This is a genomic window from Mycobacterium sp. SP-6446 (assembly GCF_001954045.1).
Classification (GTDB): Bacteria; Actinomycetota; Actinomycetes; order Mycobacteriales; family Mycobacteriaceae; genus Mycobacterium.
Genome location: NZ_MBEM01000234.1, coordinates 67,766 through 87,231, shown reverse-complemented (window position 1 = coordinate 87,231; position 19,466 = coordinate 67,766). Strand labels below are relative to the sequence as shown.

The window sequence follows — 19,466 nt, the reverse complement described above, 5'->3', positions numbered from 1 at the left end:
TGTACCGGGATGCCCAGCGCGTGCCCATATGCGGCGGCGGTCGCCATCCCGGCCCGCAGGCCGGTGAACGGGCCGGGACCGCAGCCCACCACGACGGCGTCGAGATCGGCCATCGTCAGCCCGGCCTCGTCCAGGGCGGCCAGCGCGTTGGGGGTGAGCCGTTCGGCGTGCGCGCGGGCGTCGACGGTGACCCGCTCGGCCAGGACGGCGTGATCGGACAGACGCACGACGCCGGCCGTGACCGCAGGCGTCGAAGTATCCAGGGCGAGAACAACATTCACGGGCGGTTCCACTCCCAGGTCGCGATCCGCGCGTCGGAGTGGCTGACCCGCTCGAGGCGGACGTCCAGGTGTCGCTCGGAGAGGCGTTCGGCCAGGCCCTCGCCCCACTCCACGACGACGACAGCGTCGTCGAGCTCGGTGTCGAGGTCCAGCGAGTCGAGCTCGCCGAGCAGGTCGGTCCCCCGGTGGTCCAGCAGCCGGTAGACGTCGACGTGAATCATCGCCGGCGCGCCGGGCCGTCGCGCCGGATGCACCCGCGCCAGCACGTACGTCGGTGAGGTGACCGGGCCGTCGACATCCATCGCCGCGGCAATACCCTTGGCCAGCACCGTCTTTCCTGCGCCGAGCGGACCGGAGAGCACCACCACGTCACCGGCACGCAGCTGCTGGCCCAGCCGGGAACCCAGCGCCACGGTGTCCTCGACACGCTCACACGTCGCGGTGCCCTGCTCAGGCATGACGCCGGAACCGTTCCCGCAAACGTCGGTAGCGCAGGACCACCTTGCTCGGTGTGGCGCGGTTGACCAGCCGGACCAGACCGTCGTTGATGGCTTCGTGTTTGTCCAGCAGGGCCAGGTGACTCGCCCCGGTCACGATGACCAGCTCGGACTGCGGCAGGGAGGCCGCCATCTTCCTGGAGTACTCGTCGGGGGTGATCAGGTCGTGGTCACCGCAGGCGATCAGCGTCGGAATGCGCAGCAACGTCCACAGCCCGGCGGTTTCGTCGTGCACTTCCAGTGCCCGCAAGAATCCCACCAGGGTGGCGATCGGCGTGCCGTTCATCATGCGCTGGGAGAAGGCGTCCAGGCTTCGGCTGACGTGCAGGTCGCTGTAGGACGCGGCCCGCAGCACCGGCGCGATCAGCGACCGCGACACGTTGCGGCCGCGGTGCGTCAGCTTCGGGGCGGAGCGGGCGGTGAACCGAAGCGCTTCCACCGCAGGGTTTTTCAGGACCTCCCCCAACGGCGAACGGGTAACGCCTTCGGCGGCAGAGGAAATCAACGCCGCGCCGACGATCATGCGCCCGTACTGTTCGGGGTACTGCCGGGCGTGCGACAACACCGTCATGCCGCCCATCGAATGGCCGACCAGCACGACGACCCCCTGCGGCGCGGCCTCGGTCAGCACGGCTTCCAGGTCCTGGCCCAGCTGGGTCAGCGTGTACGTCTCGGGCTCGGCTTCGCCGGAGAGCCCGTGCCCGCGCTGGTCGTAGAAGACCATCCGCACCCGCGGCCCCCATTTCTCGGCGAGCCGGGTGCGCTGGAAGTAGAAGGCGCCCATGCGCAGACAGAAGCCATGGGCGAAGACCATGGTCACGGGCGCGTCGACCGGGCCGACTTCGCGGACGGCCAGCGGCACGCCGTCGGCCGTCATCACCACGTAGCTGCGGTCGCTGTCTACTCTCTCGAAATCCTCGTCGGCGTAAGGGTCTTCGATATCCGTGGCCCGTTGGATCATCGAGCGGCGGGCGGAGGCCCCGACGATGGTGGCGACCGCAGTCAGCCCGGTTCCCCCCGCAAGCCAAGCCCTTTCCCGGCGGCGCCTGCGGGTTCTCTTATCGCTCAACGGTTCCGGCCTCGCGATAGGTCCTGGCGATGCGCCCGCGTGGGCTGGTGACCACTTCGTAGTGGATGGTGCCGAGCAGGTCGGCCCAGTCCTGGGCGGTGGATTCGCCGCTGGTGCCGGGCCCGAACAGGATGGCCTCGTCGCCCTCGGCGACGTCGATCGGGCCGGGACCTAGGTCGACGAGGAATTGGTCCATGCAGATCCGCCCGACGCCGGGGCGTCGCCGCCCGTTGATCAACACGTCAAGCCGGCCGCCCAGCGATCGGAAAACACCGTCCGCGTAGCCGATCGGCATCAGTGCCACGGTGGTGTCTTGCTCGGCGATCCAGGTGTGTCCGTAGGACACGCCGTCGCCGGCGTTGATCGATTTCACCAGCGCGACAGCGCATTTCACCGTCATCGCGGGTATCAATCCCAGGTCGCCGAGCTGCGGCACGGGACTCAGGCCGTACACGGCGATGCCCGGGCGCACCATATCGAAGGCCAGGTCGGGACGGGCCATGGTTGCCGCCGAATTCGCCAGGTGCGCAAGCTCGAAGGTCACCCCCGCCTGGTGCGCCTGCGCCAGCATGTCGCTGAGCCGTTGCGCCTGAACGTCGTTGATCGAATTGTCGGGCTGGTCGGCGTAGACCATGTGCGACATCAGCCCGCGCAGCCGGATGGCGTCCTCGGCGACGGCCTGGCGCAGCGCGGTCAGCATCGACGGGTATGAGGCGGGGGCGACGCCATTACGGTTCAGTCCGGTGTCGACCTTGACGGTCACGGTCGCGGTGCGGCCGGTGCGGCGCACCGCGTCCAGCAGCTCGTCGAGCTGGCGGACCGAGGACACGGCGATCTCGATGTCGGCGAGCAGCGCGGGGCCGAAGTCGAGGCCTGGCGGGTGCAGCCAGGCCAGCACCGGCGCGGTGATCCCGTCGGCGCGCAGCGCCAGCGCCTCGTCGACGGTGGCGACACCCAGCTCGGCCGCCCCGGCGGCCAACGCGGCGCGGGCGACCCGGGTGGCCCCGTGGCCGTAACCGTCGGCCTTGACGACAGCCATCAGCCGCGCGGGACCGGCGTGCTCGCGCAGGACCCGCACGTTGTGCTCGATCGCGCCCAGGTCCACGACGGCCTCGGCGAGGACCCCAGGGCTCAGGGATATCGGCGTAACGGCCACGGCCGCCATTGTCCCAGAACCGGCTCCGCGGGCTGCCCGCGAGCGTCAGTGTGCGAAGTGCTGCGCCTCGTAGTGCCCGCCCGGCTTGAGCTTGTCGAGCGAGGCCAGCGCGGTGCGGGCGTCGTCGTGCAGCGCCCGGGCCAGGTCGGCGGAGAGGCCCTCGCGAACCACGATGCGCAGCACCGAGATGTCCGTCGCGTTCTCCGGCATGGTGTAGGCGGGCACCTGCCACCCGTAGCCGCGCAGCTCGTGGGAGACGTCGAACTCGGTGTAGCCCAGACCGCGGGCAAGCCGGAAGCTGACCACCGGGATCGCCGAGCCGTCCGAGATCAGCTCGCAGTGGTCTCCGACACGCAGTTGCTCACCCAGCCAGCGCGCGGTCGACGACAGCGTCTGCATGACCTGGGTGTAGCCCTCGCGGCCCAGCCGCAGAAAGTTGTAGTACTGGCCAACGACCTGATTGCCGGGGCGGGAGAAGTTCAGGGTGAAGGTCGGCATGTCGCCGCCCAGATAATTCACGTGGAACACCAGGTCCTCGGGCAGGTACTCCTTGCTCCGCCAGACCACGAACCCGACACCGGGGTAGGTCAGCCCGTACTTGTGGCCGCTGACGTTGATCGACACCACTCGGGGCAGCCGGAAATCCCATTTGAGCTCGGGATGCAGGAACGGCACCACAAAGCCGCCGCTGGCGGCGTCGACATGCACCGGAACATCCACGCCGCCTTCTGAAAGGGGCTTGCCGGCCAACTTGTCCAGCGCCGCGCAGATCTCGGCGATGGGCTCGAGTTCGCCGGTGTAGGTGGTGCCCAGGATCGCCACCACGCCGATGGTGTCCTCGTCGACGGCGTCGACGACCTGCTCGGGAGTGATGACGTAGCGCCCCTCCTCCATGGGCAGATAGCGGGGTTCGACGTCGAAGTAGCGGCAGAATTTCTCCCAGACCACTTGGACGTTGGAGCCCATCACCAGGTTGGGAGTGCGGCCCTCCCACCCCTTGCCGACCTTCTGCCGCCAGCGCCATTTCATGGCCAGGCCGCCCAGCATCACCGCCTCGCTGGAGCCGATGGTGGACACCCCGCAGGCGCTGCCCGGGTCGTCGTCGCTCAGGCCGTCGGCGTGGAACAGGTCGGCGACCATGCAGACGCAGCGCTGTTCGATGGCCGCGGTCGCGGGATATTCGTCCTTGTCGATCATGTTCTTGTCGAACGTCTCGGCCATCAGCTTGCCGGCCTCGGGGTCCATCCACGTGGTGACGAAGGTGGCCAGGTTCAGCCGCGAGCTGCCGTCGAGCATCAGCTCGTCGTGGATGAAGCGATACGCGGCCTCCGGGTCCATCGACTCCTCGGGCAACCGCAGCGCGGGCACGGGCGCGGTGAACAGGCGGCCGGTGTAGGCGGGGGCGATCGAGTGCGCGGGCACCGACGGGTGGCTGCCGGTCATGGCGAATCCTTTCGTTGTGCGGCTAGAGGGCGCCCAGGGCGGCCCGGATGTGCGTGACCATCCGCGACGACGACGTCGGCGCCTCGCCGGGTCCGGGGTCGGCGGCCGACAGTGCCGCCGCGCGGGCATGCACGAACGCCGCGGCCGCGGCCGCCTCACCGGCCGGCAGCCCGGAGGCCAGCAGCGCGCCGATCATCCCCGAGAGCACGTCGCCGGAGCCCGCCGTCGCCGCCCAGGACTGCCCGGCGGGATTCAGATAGACCGGGCCGCCGGGGTCGGCGACGATCGTGACGTTCCCCTTGAGCAGCACGGTGGCGCCGAACGTGTCGGCCAGCTTGCGGGCGGCGCCCACGCGATCGTCGCCGGGCGGGCTACCCGCGAGCCGCGCGAATTCGCCCGCGTGCGGGGTCAGCACGGTCGGCGCCGCGCGGTTGGCGACGAGATCGGGGTGGGCGGCCAGGATGGTCAGCCCGTCGGCGTCGACGATCACCGGCAGGTCGGTCTCCAGCGCGAACCACAGCGCGGCGGCCCCGACGTCGTCGGTGCCCAAGCCCGGCCCGACAACCCAGGACTGCACCCGCCCCGCGGCCGCCGGGGTGGGCGACGCGATCACCTCGGGCCACCGCGCAAGCACCTCGGCGTGCGCGCTGCCCGCATAGCGGACCATGCCGGAGGTGGCGGCGACGGCGGCCCCGGTGCACAGCACCGCCGCGCCCGGGTAGGTCGACGAGCCGGCCATCACCCCCGTCACGCCTTGGGTGTACTTGTCGTCGTGGGGGCCGGGCACCGGCCAGCGCGCGGCCACATCGGCGGCTTCGAAACTCAGCACTGATGTTTTTGAGGTCTCCGGCAGGTCGAGCCCGATGTCGACCAGCACGACGCGCCCGCAGTCGGCCAGCGCGTGCACCGGCTTGAGCCCCCCGAATGTGACCGTCAGCGCCGCGCGCACGGCGGGGCCGGTGATCGCCCCGGTCTCGACGTCGATCCCGCTGGGGGTGTCGACGGCGACGACCGGGATTCCCTCCGCGGCCGCGAACACCTCGGCCGCCGCCGGCCGCAGCGGCCCCGAGCCGGAGATGCCCACGACTCCGTCGATGACGAGATCGGTTGTGGCCGAGATACTTTCGACGACGCGCCCGCCGGCCTTCAGGAAGGCCGCCAGGCCCTTGCGGTGGGTGCGATCCGGCTTGAGCAGCACCGCGTCGGCGCCCGCGCCGCGACGGCGCAGGAAGGTCGCCGCCCACAGCGCGTCGCCGCCGTTGTCGCCCGAGCCGACGACCGCGCACACCCGGCGGCCGGCGACCCCGCCGGTTCGGGCGGTCAGTTCCGCGATGATCTCGGTGGCCAGCCCGAAGGCGGCCCGTCTCATCAGGGCCCCGTCGGGCAGGCTGGCCAGCAGCGGCGCTTCGGCGTCGCGGATTGCGTCTACGGAGTAGTAATGCCGCATCGAAGCCAGCCTAGGTTTCCCCGGACCGGAAGCGGCGGAAAGCGGTTCCGAGTTTCGCCGGGTTCAGTGGCGGGCGCTTGCGCTCTCGCGCCATCGGGAAAAAGCACAGCCCGATCAGGATCGACGCGAAGTGGCCGATCGCGGTGAAGTTCAGCGCGTGATGGTTCATCGTGAGCAGCGGAAAACCGAAGATGACGAACAGCACCCCGAGGTAGCCCCAGCGCCACGGCCGCGCAATGTGATAGGTCAGCACGGCCATCACGCCGACAAGGAAATAGCTGACGCCGATGTCGCGCGCGTGCACCAGCCGTTCCGGCGCTTCGTGTTCCTCGATCGCGTAGTAGAGGATGCCTTCGCTGATATAGGTGGCAAGGATGTGCGACGTCAATCCCACGGTGAGCCAGCGCAGCTGGCCCAGCCAGTGTTCGGCCGGCGCCAGGAACAGGGTGAACAGCAGCAGGAACGGCTCCAGGTTCTTGCCGTCGATCCACAGCAGGCTGGAGAACAACACACCCAGCGGGTTGGTGCCCAGCTCGTGGATGTTGGTGGAGCGGTGCAGCAGCACGGAGTGCAATTCGCGCCCGGGAAGTTGGTTTTGCACGATCGTCGTGATCAGCAGCACCAGCAGCCAGCTGTATGTCAGGGGCGCCCCGATGATGAAGCGCCAGACCGCGAGCGCCATGCCGCGCAGTCGGGTCCCCACCGATGCATTGGCCACGGCTCAACTGTTGCACGTCGGCGACGCGGCCGGCGTCGCTGACTCGTCCGGCGGCGACTCCGCTGCTTCCCCGGCTGGTTTCTCGGGGGGTTTCTCGGCCGGCTTTGCAGGTTTGACGAAGTCGGGCGGCAAGTGCCGCCACCAGCAGGTGATGTACACCATCATCGAGAGCACCAGCACGACGACCACCCAGAGCACGACCCGGACGTCGATCCAGGAGCCGAACGGCGGCGCGTTGGGCAGCGCGTTGCGCAGCGGAACCACCGCGAAGAGCATCGCCGCATACCACGTCGTCATCGGCGGCTGGAACTGCCGTTTGTCGCGCGCCGTCAGAACCGCAACGACGAGGCCGAGGGCGGCCAGCCCGACGAGTACCCCGACGATGACGATGGCGAACGCCACAGTGCCCGCCGACCGCTGCAGCTTCACCTGGTAGGGCGCCAGGCCGTCGGCCGCGGGGGCGGGAATGTCGATCTGCCAGCCGGCCAGCCGGTCCACGAACCTCACCGCGGCCCGTTCGGGCCTTTGCTCGGGACCGCGGAAGAGCTCGACGGTGACCGGCCCCGAAACGTAGTGGTCGAACGGCCAGTTGGTCACGTCACCGCTGAGGGTGAGCGGAACCGGAAACGTGCCGGGCAGCACGTCTTTCGACCACGTGCGCTTGGTGGGCGTTGCCGTGGAGGTGACCACCACGCTGAGGTCTTCGGTGAGCCCGTGCGTGCGCGGATCCAGCAGCGCGGGTCCGGGCGCGATCGACATGTTGGTCATCAGCACGGTGTTGCTCTGCGCGACGTCCTGCAGGTCGATCGTCACCGTGGTGCCGTCGGAGGTCGGCTGCGCTCGAGTCAGGTCATGCGGGCCCTTACCGGCGCTGCCGTACAACGTGGTCGACGCAATGTAGGCCGCGATGAAGAGCAGCAGGCCGGCGATGCCCAATTTCATCAGCGACGACTCCCCCCAGGTTTCAGAAACTGCTTGCCCGCATGGGGAAATCTAGTTCAACGACTATTCGACGGTGACGGATTTGGCGAGGTTTCGGGGCTTGTCCACGTCGTAACCGCGGGCCTGCGCCACCGACGCCGCGAACACCTGAAGCGGGATGGTCGACAGCAGCGGCTGCAAAAGCGTTGACACCGACGGGATTTCGAACAAGTGATCGGCGTAGGGCCGCACGGTGTCATCGCCCTCTTCGGCGATCACGATCGTCACCGCGCCGCGGGACTGGATCTCGCGGATGTTGGACAGCAGCTTGGCGTGCAGCGTGGCCGACCCCTTCGGCGAGGGCATGACGACGATGACGGGCAGGTCGTCCTCGATCAACGCGATCGGGCCGTGCTTGAGTTCGCCGGCCGCGAAACCCTCGGCGTGCATGTAGGCCAGCTCTTTGAGCTTCAGCGCGCCTTCCAGCGCCACCGGGTAGCCGACATGGCGACCGAGGAAGAGGATGGTCGAGGATTGGGCGAACCGATGGGCAAGGGCGGCCACGGGTTCGACCGTCGCGAGCACCCGCGCCACCAGGTCCGGCATCGCCTCGAGCTCGCGGTACTCGCTTTCGACCTCGTCGGGATATTTGGTGCCGCGGGCCTGCGCCAGCGCGAGGCCGACGAGATAGTTGGCGGCTATCTGCGCCAGGAATGTCTTGGTCGAGGCGACGCCGATCTCCGGGCCGGCGCGGGTGTAGAGCACCGCGTCGCACTCGCGCGGGATCTGCGAACCGTTGGTGTTACAGATCGCCAGCACCTTCGCCTTCTGATCCTTGGCGTGCCGGACCGCTTCCAGGGTGTCCGCGGTCTCGCCCGACTGCGAGATGGCGACCACCAGCGTGCTGCGGTCCAAAACCGGGTCCCGGTAACGGAATTCGCTGGCGAGTTCCACTTCGACGGGCAGCCGCGTCCAGTGCTCGATCGCGTATTTCGCCAACAGGCCCGAGTGATACGCGGTACCGCAGGCGACCACGAATACCTTGTCGATCTCGCGTAGTTCCTGGTCGGACAGTCGCTGCTCGTCGAGCACGATCCGGCCGTTGACGAAATGGCCGAGCAGGGTGTCGGCCACCGCGGTGGGCTGCTCGGCGATCTCCTTGAGCATGAAGAACTCGTAGCCGCCCTTCTCGGCGGCGGACAGGTCCCAGTCGATGTAGAACTCGCGGTATTCCACGTCTTCGTTGCCGTGGAAGTCGGTGATCCGGTAGCCGTCGGCGGTGAGCACCACGGCCTGGTCCTGGCCGAGTTCGACGGCGTTGCGGGTGTAGGTGATGAACGCGGCCACGTCTGAGCCGACGAACATCTCGCCGTCCCCGACGCCCAGCACCAACGGCGTCGACCGGCGGGCGGCGACGATCGTGTCGGGTTCGTCGGCGTTGGCGAACACCAGGGTGAAGTGGCCCTCCAGTCGGCGCAGCACCGCGAGCACCGAGGCCACGAAATCACCGGCCGTTTCACCATGGCGGTAGGCGTGCGACACCAGATGCACCGCGACTTCGGTGTCGGTGTCGCTGGAAAACTCGACGCCGTCGGCCTCCAGTTCGTGGCGCAGGGCGGCGTAGTTCTCGATGATGCCGTTGTGGACGACGGCGATCTTGCCGGCGGCGTCGCGGTGCGGGTGCGCGTTGCGGTCGGTGGGCCGGCCGTGGGTCGCCCAGCGGGTGTGGCCCAGTCCGGTGGTTCCGGTCAGCGCGTCCGGCGGCATCTCGGCCGTCGTCTTGTCCAAGTTGGCCAGGCGGCCGGCGCGGCGTCGCACGGTGAGTTTGCCCTTGCCGTCCAGCAGCGCGATTCCCGACGAGTCGTAGCCGCGGTACTCCATCCGGCGCAGCGCGTCCATGACGACATCGAAGGCAGGGCGCTGCCCGACGTAGCCGACAATTCCGCACATCCTGCACAGGGTAGTGGAGCGGCCCTGGCGGTCCCAGCAGCACGGACTTGCGGCGCGCTGACCTGCGTAAATGCGGTAGGGGGGTGGCCGCGCCGGGCGCGGTTGCCGGCGAAGCGCACTCCGCGGGCGGCGGCGGCCGCTACTTTTCGGTTGAAATCATATTCCTAAACAATGCGTGTTTGTCATCTAATGTATTTCTGACGTTTTCTATACTTTCATTGCTCCACCGCGACGCGCACTTAAACTTCGGAATATCGGCTAGTGAAAGGAACGTCACTACGACGAACAATGTTGCAGCACAACAGTTGTGCTGCAACACGGCTTCCCCGCCCAATCGATCAGTTGCGCTTCAAGTAGACATTAATGCCGATATTCGCCAATTTGTCTCGGAATTCCCCACACAATCTTTAGGAGCGGATCATGACCGCTGTTCCGTACGACGAGGTGGTGGCGAGGCCTCGGCCACCGACCGGTCGGGGTGACCCGGTGCTGGACGCGGCGGCTCGTTTGCTGAGCGTTCCGCTGCGCCAGGTGTACGCGGCGCTCTGGCGGCTCGGGCTGATCGAGGTGCGCTAACGTCGACGCGTGGCCCGAACCCGCAAGCTCGTCAAAGCTCTCGGCCGGCGCGGCCCACACCGGGTTTTGCGCGGTGACCTGGCCTTTGCCGGTTTGCCGGGGGTGGTCTACACCCCGGAAGCCGGATTGAACCTGCCCGGTGTCGCGTTCGGTCACACGTGGCTGGCCGGTGCCGCCCGCTATTCGGGTTTGTTGGAGCACCTGGCGTCGTGGGGCATCGTGGCCGCCGCCCCCGACACCGAACGCGGCCTGGCGCCCTCGGTGCTCAACCTGGCCTTCGATCTCGGCACGGCCCTCGACATCGTGGCCGGAGTGCGGCTCGGGCCGGGCAAGATCAGCGTGCACCCCGCCAAGCTCGGCGTGGTGGGCCACGGTTTCGGCGGCTCGGCCGCGGTCTTCGCGGCGGCCGGCATGCCGGCCAAGCCCGCGGCCGTGGCAGCGCTGTTCCCGACCGTCACCAGTCCCCCGGCCGAGCAGCCGGCCGCGACGCTAGCGGTCCCGGGTTTGATCCTGACCGCGCCCGGAGACCCAAAGACATTGAACTCCAACGCCTTGGCGCTTTCCCGGGCGTGGAGTGCGGCCACGCTGCGCATCGTCAGCAAGGCCCAACCCGGTGGCCTGGTCGAGGGCCGGCGGCTGACGAAAGCGGTCGGACTGCCCGGCGCGCATCGCGGCACGCAGAGATCGGTTCGGGCGCTGCTGACCGGGTACCTGCTCGCCACGCTCGGTGGCGACAAGACCTATCGCGCCTTCGCCGACCCGGACGCGCACCTGCCCAAGACGGTCCCGGTGGATCCCGATGCCGAGCCGGTCACGCCCGAAGAAAAGATCGTCGCGCTGCTGAAGTGATTGCGCTCACGCCGAATGGGTAGTCGCGCGCAATGGCTACCGTCGAAGCGCTGTACGACCGCTGGATCACCGGCCTGTGGGCGGGCCAATCGATCGCTGCCGAGCTCGTCACCGAGGACTTCGTAGGCCATTGGCCCGACCGCGACGTACACGGCCCGGACGAGCTTCAGCAGATCGTCGAGCAGACCCGAAACATGCTGGACGACTTGGATTTTTCAGTTGAAATCGGCCCGTTTTCCGACGGCGCATTCGTCGCTGGCCGCTGGGTCGGTACGGGTCGCGGCCCGGACGGCCCGGTCTCGTTCACCGGCAATGACATCCTCCGTCTCACGGGTGACGGTCAGCGGTTCGCCGAATACTGGACGGGCACGTCGGCAGGCTGAGGTCAGCGGCGAAGACAATCGCACGGCGTGATATGCATCGTTGATGCGAATCGGGATCGCTCTGGATTATTCGGGTGGCTTTAAAGAGGCCGTCGACCGCGTCGTCGAACTGGAGAAACAAGGTATCGACATCGCGGTGGTGGCCGAGGCGTATTCCTACGACGCCATCAGCCAACTCGGGTATCTGGCCGCCAAGACCAACACCGTCGAATTGGCCACGGGCGTGGTTCCCATCTACATCCGCACGCCGTCGCTGCTGGCGATGACCGCCGCGGGCCTGGACTTCGTCTCCGACGGCCGATTCCGTCTTGGCATCGGCACGTCGGGGCCCCAGGTGATGGAGGGGTTCCACGGCGTCCCGTTCGACGCCCCGCTTGGCCGTACCCGCGAGGTCGTCGAGATCTGCCGGAAGGTGTGGCGCCGCGAACGGGTGCAATACGACGGCAAGTACTACCAGCTCCCGCTGTCCGCGGATCGCGGAACGGGGTTGGGCAAACCCTTGCAGCTGATCAATCATCCTGTGCGCGAACGCATTCCGATAACGATCGCGGCGCTGGGACCCAAGAACGTCGAGCTCACCGCCGAGATCGCCGAGGGCTGGCAGCCGGTCTTCTATCTTCCGGAAAAGGCCGACACGGTCTGGGGCGAGGCGCTGAAAGCCGGTGCCGCGAAACGGGATCCGGCGCTGGGACCGCTGGACATCATGGTGCACGCGTCGTTGGCCATCGGCGACAACGTCGAGGATCGGCTGGCGTGGGCCAAGCCGCAGCTGGCCCTCTATCTCGGCGGAATGGGTGCCAAGGGCCGCAACTTCTACCACAACCTCGCGACGCGCTACGGGTACGGCGAGGTCGCGGACAAGATCCAGGAGCTGTACCTGTCCGGCCGCAAGCGTGAGGCGATCGACTTAGTACCCGACGAATTGGTGCGCGGAATGTCACTCGTCGGACCGCGCGGCTTCATCGCCGAGCGCCTGGCCGCCTTCGCCGAGTCCGGCGTCACGACGCTGTTGGTAAGCCCGATGGCGACCGACGCCGAAGAGTCCGTGCGCTTCGTCGAGGAAGCGCTCCAACTGCGACCCGCCTGAGCCCTCACTGCCCCGCCTGCGGAAGCTGATCCGCGGCAATCTCGCACGGTATTGATCCGTCGGTCGGCGGTGCAGCGGCCGGTGCGGGCGTGGCCGCCGGCGGCGGTTCATCCGGCGGCGGTTCATCCGGCGGCGCTTCGGCCGTCGGGGGCGCGTCCGCCGGTGGCGTCGCTGCAACCGGCGGCGCACCCACCGGCGGCGGCGCTTCGAACGGTGGTGGCGGACCGTCAACCGGTTTATCCCCGGCGGCCTTGTCACCATTTTCGGGCTGCTCGGATTCGTCCCCGTCGTCATCGGTCCGGTCGTCGGAATCTTCGCGCTCGTCGTCCGGGTGGAACGGATCCCCGCCGAACGCATCCTTGTCGAAGGGGTCGTCGCCCCCGAGCGCGTCGCCCGCCGAACCCAATAGCCCACCCATCGCATCGACGATTCGGCTGGCAAGTCCGCCCAGGCCGCCAAGACCGCTTAGTCCGCCGCCCAGATCTCCCGCGCCGCTGGGCATCCCCGAACCACTACCAAGCGCGGTTCCCAAATCCGGTAACGGAGCGGGATTCGTGGGCGGCACGGCCGCGGCGGGGGCCGCCGCCGGTGCCGCAGCGGCGGGAGCGACCGCGGGCGGTACCGCAGCGGCTGGCGTTACCACAGTCGCCGCGGGCGGAGCCGGCGCGCCCGGTGGGACCGGCTCAACTGGTTGCCAGCCGGGCCCGAGCTCGCCGGGAAGCTCGAAGTACACGACCGGCGTGGCGGCCATCCTGTCGATGACCATGTCGTACGACGCGGCGACCCCGGCGAGCGATGAACGCATCGCGCTCACCCACTCGTTGCGAATGTCGTTGTCCACGTATGGTTTCAGCTGTTCCTGGACGATCTCCGCGGCCGTCCACCGATCCCCGGCCCCCGTCGTGACGGAAGCGGCGGCGGCCAACCAAGTCGGGCGCTGCGCCTGTGTGCGATCGTCGATGGCGATGGCAGTTGCGGCCTTTGCGTCGACCAGACACCACAAGTTGTCGCGCAACGACTCGCATCGCTGGGCCGCAGCGCGCACTTCGGTCGCAAGGGCGCCGGCTTCATCGCAGTGACGCTGCAGGAACGCAAGCGCCGCGTCAGCCCCAGGTCCTGTCCAGGCCGCCGCCAGCTCACCGGCCTGGGCACGCTGGATGCGCAGGCTTTCCGTCACCGCGTCGCCCGCGGCCCGCAGCTCCGCGCAATCACGGTCGAGCGCGTGAAGATCCAGGCCGTCTTCGCTTCCGTACCAGTCGCGGATCTGGCTGGGGTTCGACGTGAGGTCGGACTGTTCGTAACCCAGCGCCTGGCAAGCCCGCACGTATGCCTGAGTGTGCTCTACGGCGAGCCGGCCCTCGGCGAGGCGCTCGGCGACGTCCAAACGACCGCCCACTATCAGGCAATCCGCGCCGCGGCGTACAGCTCGGCATCGGCATAGCGTTCGGCGCCGGACCGCAGGGCGACAGCGATCGCGACGGACGCCCGCGACCACTGCGACAACTGCGCCACAAGTTGCTCCAACTGGCCGCGCAACGCGTCGCCGCGCGCGCTGTGCGCCCGACCTGCGGTGGCGCCGCTGAAAGCCAGCCCGGCCAGGTGGTCACTCACCGCGGCGTCGACGAGCTCGGCGGCGCCACGCAATTGGTCGGCGACCCTATGCACCGCCGCGACGTCGACCCCGGTGCGGGTAAAAGCGTTGTGTCGTACTGGACTATCGAATCTCATGCCTAATCCGACGCCGGATCCCCCGTCGGGGTTCCAGGATCGCGGATCAGCCCTGAGCGCTCACCGCTTCGGCGACTCGCGTGGCGACGTGCCGAGCCACGTCGGCTTCGGGCGCTTCCACCATCACCCGGATCATCGGTTCAGTTCCCGAGGGGCGCAACAGAATTCGTCCGGTATCACCGAGCTCCGCTTCGGCTTGCTCGACGGCGGCCTGCACTGCGGGCGCCGCGGCGGCGGCGGCCTTGTCGGCGACCTCCACGTTGATCAGCACCTGCGGCAATGTCTGCATCTGCGAGGCAAGATCGGCCAGCGACGAGCCGGTCTGCACCATGCGCGTCATCAGCCGCAGGCCGGTGACGATCCCATCGCCGGTCGAGCCCAGTGCGGGCATCACGATGTGACCGGATTGCTCACCGCCGAGGCTGTACTCACCGGCCCGTAAAGCCTCCAAGACGTAGCGGTCGCCGACGGCGGTAGTGTGCACCGTGATCCCGGCCGCGCGCATGGCCAGGTGGAGGCCGAGATTGCTCATCACCGTGGTCACCAAGGTGTTGGAGGCCAGCTCGCCGGCCTCCTGCATCGCGCGCGCCAGCACCACCATGATCGCGTCGCCGTCGACCAGTTCGCCGTTGGCGTCGATGGCCAGGCACCGGTCGGCGTCGCCGTCGTGCGCCAGGCCCAGATCGGCGCGGTGGTCGATCACGGCCGCCCGCAGCGAATCCAGGTGCGTCGAGCCGCAGCCGTCGTTGATGTTGAGCCCGTTGGGCTCGGCGTGGATCGGGATGACCCGGGCGCCGGCCGCGCGATAGGCGCGCGGGGCGGCCACCGACGCCGCGCCGTGGGCGCAGTCGACGACCACGGTCAGGCCGTCGAGCGGTGCAGTGCTGACCTTGCCGACGTGGCGCAGGTAGCGGTCGGCCGCATCCTCGGCGTCGAGAACACGGCCGATTCCGGCGCCGACCTGGCGCAGCCCGGGCCCGCCCGCGACGAGTTCTTCGATCTGATCCTCGGTGTCGTCGTCCAGCTTGTGGCCGCCCGGGCCGAAGATCTTGATGCCGTTGTCGGGCATCGGGTTGTGCGACGCCGAGATCATCACCCCGAAGTCGGCGTCGTAGGCGCCCGTCAGGTAGGCCACCGCGGGGGTTGGCAGCACGCCGACGCGCAGCGCGTCCACTCCCTCGCTGGTCAGGCCGGCGATCACCGCCGCCTCCAACATCTCGCCGCTGGCTCGCGGGTCGCGACCGATCACGGCGACTCGGCGGCCCGGTCCCCCCGCGCTCGCCAGCCGCCGCGCGGCCGCCGAGCCCAGCGCCAACGCCAGCTCGGCGGTCAACTCACGATTGGCGACCCCGCGAACGCCGTCGGTGCCGAATAGTCGACCCATGCGGATAAACCTCTCACAGTTGACGGTCGTGCACCTAACACATGCCCGTTCATTTCTGGACGAAACCGTGCGTGTTTGTGCGCGGACACGCCGCTAAAGGTGCAGTAGATGCACGGTTGCGGCCAGAAAGTGATCGGCGATCAGCGCTTGCTGTACTGCGGCGCCTTGCGCGCCTTCTTCAAGCCGTACTTCTTGCGCTCGGTGGCACGCGGATCACGGGTGAGGAACCCGGCCTTCTTCAAAGCCGGCCGGTCGTCCGGCGACGCCAGGATCAACGCCCGGGCGATGCCCAGGCGAAGCGCTCCGGCCTGACCCGAGGGGCCCCCGCCGTGCAGCAACGCGAAGATGTCAAAGCTCTCCACCCGGTCGACGGTGACCAGCGGGGCCTTGATCAGCTGCTGGTGCACCTTGTTGGGGAAGTAGTCCTCGAGGCTGCGGCCGTTGAGGTCGAACTTGCCGGTACCGGGCACGATGCGCACCCGCACCACGGCCTCCTTGCGGCGGCCGACGGTCTGGATGGGCCGCTCGAACACGAACGGCTCGCTCGGCTTGGCCGCCGGGGCCTCGGCCGGAGCGGCCGGGGTTTCCGGGGTTTCTGGGGTGGCCGGGGTCTCGACGGCCTCGGTTGTTTCGGTCACTGGGCCACCTGCTTGATCTCGTACGGAACCGGCTTTTGTGCGATGTGAGGATGCTCCGGGCCCGCGTAGACATGGAGCTTGCGCTGAATCTGACGGCTGAGCTTGTTCTTGGGCAGCATGCCGACGATCGCGTTTTCCACCACGCGGGTCGGGTGCTTTTCCATCAGTTCGCCGATCGTGCGCTTGTGCAGGCCGCCGGGATACCCCGAGTGGGTGAAGGCCAGCTTGCTCTGCAGCTTGTCGCCGCTGATGGCGACCTTGTCGGCGTTGATGACGATGACGTAGTCACCGCCATCGACATTGGGAGCGAACGTGGGCTTGTGCTTACCGCGCAGCAGGGTGGCTGCCGCGACGGCAAGGCGGCCAAGCACCACGTCCGTGGCGTCGATGACGTACCACGACCGCGTGGTGTCACCCGCCTTGGGCGCGTATGTGGGCACAGCGCTTACCTTCTTCTTCTCGAGGTGGATCCCGGTGTGACCCGGGTATCGGTCAGGCGTTGACGGTGGGGTGGATCTCGGCGACCGACATTGACCCGAGGCCCCGGCATACCGCACGCCAACCGAGCAGCTTACCGACCCGCATCCCCGCAGGTCAAAATCGTCTGAACGGTCGGTAGCGGGTCAGTTTCAATCAGCCGATCCGAGACGCCGGTTTAACGCGCTGTGGCAAGTTGACTGACGCGCTGCGGCGACACGTGCAGTAAGTCGGCAGTGTCGCGCACCGGAACGCCAGCCTCGGCGAGTGCGCGCGCATACTCGGCGGCGTCGTGCTGTGCGGCTTCGGCCGCCTGCGCGGCGGTATTACGCGCATCCGCGATCGCGGTGGCGCGCGCAGCAACATCACCAAGTCCCGGAACCTCAATGCTGACGACCCGCACCGTAATGTCGGTCAGCGGCTGATCGGTGCTGACTGCAATTAGGGACTCGGCCATAGGGACGATTTCGCTGACGCGGCGTCCTTGAGTGACTTGGTCGATTTCGGGAACGTGGATCATCCACCACCGCCCATCGCGGACGACCTTCACCTTGTACTCGTGACTCACTGGCGTTTCCCCTGGCTCTCCTCGATGGCCCTGTTGATCTTGCGGACAACGCCCGCACTGATCATTCGATGGCTCTCGGACACGGGCACCCACACGCCGGACGGGTGTCGCCACTTGGAATGACGCCCATCGGTGCTGACCCGGATAAAACCCGCATCCTTGAGCCGCTTAGCGACTTCTCGCGCTGGCTCATCTGTAACCATTTTAGTCCAGTATGCTAGACGGTTTCTAGTCAAGCTAGATAGACAGTTAATCGCCCAGGTAGAACGTCATTTCTCCGCAGAAGACGTGTGAGGATCAGTCAATATAAGCATTAGAAATGACTGTGCGGTCCTGGCGGCTCTCCTCCGCCAGGACCGCACAGAGTCTCGTGCATCGGGCTACCTTCCCCAGGCCCCGGCCGCTCGTCGGTCGGCGTCTGCCACCTCATCCGCGCCGTCGCGTACGGCATTTCCAAGGTCGACCAATATCTCGTTAAGCGCCGTCGCAGCCTGATGCCATCTGAGCTGCTCGGCCTGATATGCGGCCGCGGCTTCGCGAGTCCACAACTGCTGCAACGGAGCGATTTGCGATCTCAGCTCGTCCAGCGCGGCATTGAAACGTGCCGAGGTGGCGTGAATCTCCTGGCGCACGGAGAATTCGATTTCGCTAAAGCTGTACGACAACACGGGATCCACGGACAACTCCGATCAGAGGTTTCCGCCGGCAGCGGCGATGTGGTCGGCATGGATCTGACCGGCCTCCTGCAGAACGGCCTCGTTGTGCCGAATCGTCTCGGCGATCGCGTGCAGGACGTGGTAGAGCCTCGTCGACTCGGCGTTCCAACGATCGACCACATCCTTGAACCGCGCGGCGGCGAGCCCACCCCACACCGACTGCGGCACACTGCTCATGCGGCCGATGAATGCCTGCAGCATCACCCGGATTTCTTCGTTGCGGGCATCGGTGGTCGCCGCGACGGAGCGCATCAGGTCGAAGTCTGCGCTCAGTGTGTTCGGTGTTCCCATACCAAATACGACCCTGCGGACGCCCGCTAGGTTCCATTGATCGCGTGCGCGGACCGGACCGCCTCCTCGCACGCGTCCCGGACGGCATCCTCACCGCCGGGCCGGCTCTGGCATCCGATACTGATCCGGACCGTTCCGTCCAGCAGCACGGCCCAGCGCACATGGTGGACGGCGCGCACTTCGCGGTAGGTCACCGCCGGCCGGCCCCCGCTGCTTCCCGAGGGGTTGAAGTCGACGAACACCCCGGCGGGCTCGGCATCGATCGCGTGTTTCAACCGCTCAGCGGTGTCACCCAGCGTCTCCTCGGGCACCGGCGACTGTGTGACGTGCAACGCTACTTCGGGATCTGATGGCGACGTGACTTGCACCCGTGCCGAACCGGGTCCGGCAATCACACGCTGCGTGGGCCAATTCGCGGGCACCCTTAGCGCTACCCGGCCTTCCACTAGAACGGTCGTCGCCGCAGTCTCGGCGCGCGTGACGCCGTGACGGCCCGTTGAGGCCACCGCCGGTACCGCCGCGGCCAGGACGACGCCGGCTGCCGCGATTCCCCTGAGCATCCAGGCGCGCGAACCGGCCTTCGGGTTCGACGGCGGTGAGGCCAGCTCGTCGAGGGCCGACAACGACGACTGCGCCGACGCGGCGAGACTTGGCAGCGCGGAGTCACCGATCTCCACCGCCGTCCGGCCACTATTGCGCAGCGCACCGACGATCAATGTCGAAAGCGCCGCTGCCCCGGCCACCGTGGCCGGCCCATCGATCAGCGTGACCTCCGTTGTCCCGCATGCGATCTCGTCGACAGCACGGGCTACCTGCTCGGCGACTGCGCCGGGTTCCGTCCGGCGGGGCACGGCGACGATGTCGACACCGGCGATCGACACCACCCGTTCGTCGATCTCCACCACCACCGCAGCGTTCGGTTCGGCCTCGGACGACTGCCTCAGCAGCCACGATCGCGGGCGTGCCGACACATCGTCGGCAAGGCCCTTGGCGGCCGAGGTCACCAGGCCGACGCGCGACGATGACCACCACGATGGGTGCACCACGACCATGGCCTTGTGTGGCCGCCGCCTCGGGCAGTCCACCGACCGCAGCGCGGTCCGCCACACCGAATCGACGGCGACCGGCCGCCCGTCCACCATGGCCACCGGATCGTCTATCGATTCCAGCGCCGTCCTGGTGATCTCAGCCATCTCGGCGTCGGTGACAGCGGTTGAGCCGCAACACAATCGGCGGATCGCACCCGGGCCGGCCTCAATGATTGCGCAATGACCGCTCACGACAGGC

Annotated in this window: 23 protein-coding genes; 4 read left to right on the top strand and 19 right to left on the bottom strand. The window is 68.0% G+C overall.

What is annotated here, in order from left to right; translation table 11 throughout:
* From tsaB to glmS, 9 genes are all read right to left on the bottom strand, one after another.
* Nucleotides 1-281 (bottom strand): tRNA (adenosine(37)-N6)-threonylcarbamoyltransferase complex dimerization subunit type 1 TsaB (gene tsaB, locus A5736_RS21485; protein WP_076248449.1); only part of this gene is annotated, 281 nt, incomplete at its 3' end.
* Complete coding sequence (gene tsaE / locus A5736_RS21480; RefSeq protein ID WP_076126388.1) at nucleotides 278-739, bottom strand: tRNA (adenosine(37)-N6)-threonylcarbamoyltransferase complex ATPase subunit type 1 TsaE; 462 nt, start codon at nucleotides 737-739, stop codon at nucleotides 278-280. The genes tsaB and tsaE, both read right to left, overlap by 4 nt.
* The gene (locus A5736_RS21475; protein ID WP_175611352.1) at nucleotides 732-1,784 is read right to left on the bottom strand and encodes an alpha/beta fold hydrolase; all 1,053 of its coding nucleotides are present in this window, start codon (nucleotides 1,782-1,784) and stop codon (nucleotides 732-734) included. Before A5736_RS21475 ends, tsaE begins: the two co-directional genes overlap by 8 nt.
* Nucleotides 1,785-1,836: 52 nt before the next feature.
* Complete coding sequence (alr, locus tag A5736_RS21470) at nucleotides 1,837-3,003, bottom strand: alanine racemase (protein ID WP_217695770.1); 1,167 nt, start codon at nucleotides 3,001-3,003, stop codon at nucleotides 1,837-1,839.
* A 45-nt stretch (nucleotides 3,004-3,048) separates the two neighbouring features.
* The gene (locus A5736_RS21465) at nucleotides 3,049-4,446 is read right to left on the bottom strand and encodes a glutamate decarboxylase (protein ID WP_076126382.1); all 1,398 of its coding nucleotides are present in this window, start codon (nucleotides 4,444-4,446) and stop codon (nucleotides 3,049-3,051) included.
* 22 nt (nucleotides 4,447-4,468) lie between these two features.
* The gene (locus A5736_RS21460; RefSeq protein ID WP_076248434.1) at nucleotides 4,469-5,893 is read right to left on the bottom strand and encodes a bifunctional ADP-dependent NAD(P)H-hydrate dehydratase/NAD(P)H-hydrate epimerase; all 1,425 of its coding nucleotides are present in this window, start codon (nucleotides 5,891-5,893) and stop codon (nucleotides 4,469-4,471) included.
* 10 nt (nucleotides 5,894-5,903) lie between these two features.
* A complete protein-coding gene (locus A5736_RS21455) occupies nucleotides 5,904-6,584 on the bottom strand; it encodes a rhomboid-like protein (RefSeq protein WP_369805126.1) in 681 nt (226 codons plus the stop codon).
* 30 nt (nucleotides 6,585-6,614) lie between these two features.
* On the bottom strand, nucleotides 6,615-7,553 hold the full coding sequence (locus A5736_RS21450; protein WP_083667628.1) for a DUF4436 domain-containing protein: 939 nt from the start codon (nucleotides 7,551-7,553) through the stop codon (nucleotides 6,615-6,617).
* A 63-nt stretch (nucleotides 7,554-7,616) separates the two neighbouring features.
* Nucleotides 7,617-9,482, bottom strand: a complete 1,866-nt coding sequence (gene glmS, locus A5736_RS21445) for a glutamine--fructose-6-phosphate transaminase (isomerizing) (RefSeq protein ID WP_076248432.1) — start codon at nucleotides 9,480-9,482, stop codon at nucleotides 7,617-7,619.
* A gap of 420 nt (nucleotides 9,483-9,902) precedes the next feature.
* Between glmS and A5736_RS26480 the strand changes: the two genes are divergently transcribed.
* The 4 genes from A5736_RS26480 to A5736_RS21430 are packed head-to-tail and all read left to right on the top strand — an operon-like array spanning nucleotide 9,903 to nucleotide 12,377.
* Nucleotides 9,903-10,058 (top strand): Rv1535 family protein, encoded by a 156-nt coding sequence (locus A5736_RS26480; RefSeq protein WP_158070280.1) that lies wholly within the window; start codon nucleotides 9,903-9,905, stop codon nucleotides 10,056-10,058.
* A gap of 9 nt (nucleotides 10,059-10,067) precedes the next feature.
* Complete coding sequence (locus tag A5736_RS21440) at nucleotides 10,068-10,907, top strand: dienelactone hydrolase family protein (protein WP_076248430.1); 840 nt, start codon at nucleotides 10,068-10,070, stop codon at nucleotides 10,905-10,907.
* Between the two features lie 32 nt (nucleotides 10,908-10,939).
* Complete coding sequence (locus tag A5736_RS21435) at nucleotides 10,940-11,290, top strand: nuclear transport factor 2 family protein (RefSeq protein ID WP_076126367.1); 351 nt, start codon at nucleotides 10,940-10,942, stop codon at nucleotides 11,288-11,290.
* 43 nt (nucleotides 11,291-11,333) lie between these two features.
* Entirely contained in the window at nucleotides 11,334-12,377 is a 1,044-nt protein-coding gene (locus A5736_RS21430) for an LLM class F420-dependent oxidoreductase (protein ID WP_076248429.1), read from the top strand.
* 4 nt (nucleotides 12,378-12,381) lie between these two features.
* On the opposite strand, the gene A5736_RS21425 is transcribed toward A5736_RS21430, so the two are convergent.
* The 10 genes from A5736_RS21425 to A5736_RS21380 form a co-directional block, all read right to left on the bottom strand.
* On the bottom strand, nucleotides 12,382-13,773 hold the full coding sequence (locus A5736_RS21425) for a hypothetical protein (RefSeq protein ID WP_139333483.1): 1,392 nt from the start codon (nucleotides 13,771-13,773) through the stop codon (nucleotides 12,382-12,384).
* Nucleotides 13,774-13,775: 2 nt separating this feature from the next.
* Nucleotides 13,776-14,105: a type VII secretion target gene (locus A5736_RS21420; protein WP_076126361.1), complete on the bottom strand. Its 330-nt coding sequence runs from the start codon at nucleotides 14,103-14,105 to the stop codon at nucleotides 13,776-13,778.
* A 46-nt stretch (nucleotides 14,106-14,151) separates the two neighbouring features.
* Nucleotides 14,152-15,489: a phosphoglucosamine mutase gene (gene glmM / locus A5736_RS21415; RefSeq protein ID WP_076248427.1), complete on the bottom strand. Its 1,338-nt coding sequence runs from the start codon at nucleotides 15,487-15,489 to the stop codon at nucleotides 14,152-14,154.
* Between the two features lie 140 nt (nucleotides 15,490-15,629).
* A complete protein-coding gene (gene rpsI, locus A5736_RS21410; protein ID WP_076126357.1) occupies nucleotides 15,630-16,127 on the bottom strand; it encodes a 30S ribosomal protein S9 in 498 nt (165 codons plus the stop codon).
* Complete coding sequence (gene rplM / locus A5736_RS21405; protein ID WP_076248426.1) at nucleotides 16,124-16,567, bottom strand: 50S ribosomal protein L13; 444 nt, start codon at nucleotides 16,565-16,567, stop codon at nucleotides 16,124-16,126. The genes rpsI and rplM overlap by 4 nt, the downstream gene beginning before the upstream one ends.
* 215 nt (nucleotides 16,568-16,782) lie before the next feature.
* The gene (locus A5736_RS21400; protein WP_139333482.1) at nucleotides 16,783-17,154 is read right to left on the bottom strand and encodes a HicB family toxin-antitoxin system; all 372 of its coding nucleotides are present in this window, start codon (nucleotides 17,152-17,154) and stop codon (nucleotides 16,783-16,785) included.
* Between the two features lie 14 nt (nucleotides 17,155-17,168).
* Nucleotides 17,169-17,375: a type II toxin-antitoxin system HicA family toxin gene (locus A5736_RS21395; protein ID WP_076248424.1), complete on the bottom strand. Its 207-nt coding sequence runs from the start codon at nucleotides 17,373-17,375 to the stop codon at nucleotides 17,169-17,171.
* A 177-nt stretch (nucleotides 17,376-17,552) separates the two neighbouring features.
* Complete coding sequence (locus tag A5736_RS21390; RefSeq protein WP_139333481.1) at nucleotides 17,553-17,855, bottom strand: WXG100 family type VII secretion target; 303 nt, start codon at nucleotides 17,853-17,855, stop codon at nucleotides 17,553-17,555.
* A 6-nt stretch (nucleotides 17,856-17,861) separates the two neighbouring features.
* A complete protein-coding gene (locus A5736_RS21385; RefSeq protein ID WP_076126347.1) occupies nucleotides 17,862-18,179 on the bottom strand; it encodes a WXG100 family type VII secretion target in 318 nt (105 codons plus the stop codon).
* Between the two features lie 26 nt (nucleotides 18,180-18,205).
* Nucleotides 18,206-19,459: a type VII secretion-associated protein gene (locus A5736_RS21380; protein WP_076248421.1), complete on the bottom strand. Its 1,254-nt coding sequence runs from the start codon at nucleotides 19,457-19,459 to the stop codon at nucleotides 18,206-18,208.
* Between the last annotated feature and the right edge of the window lie 7 nt (nucleotides 19,460-19,466).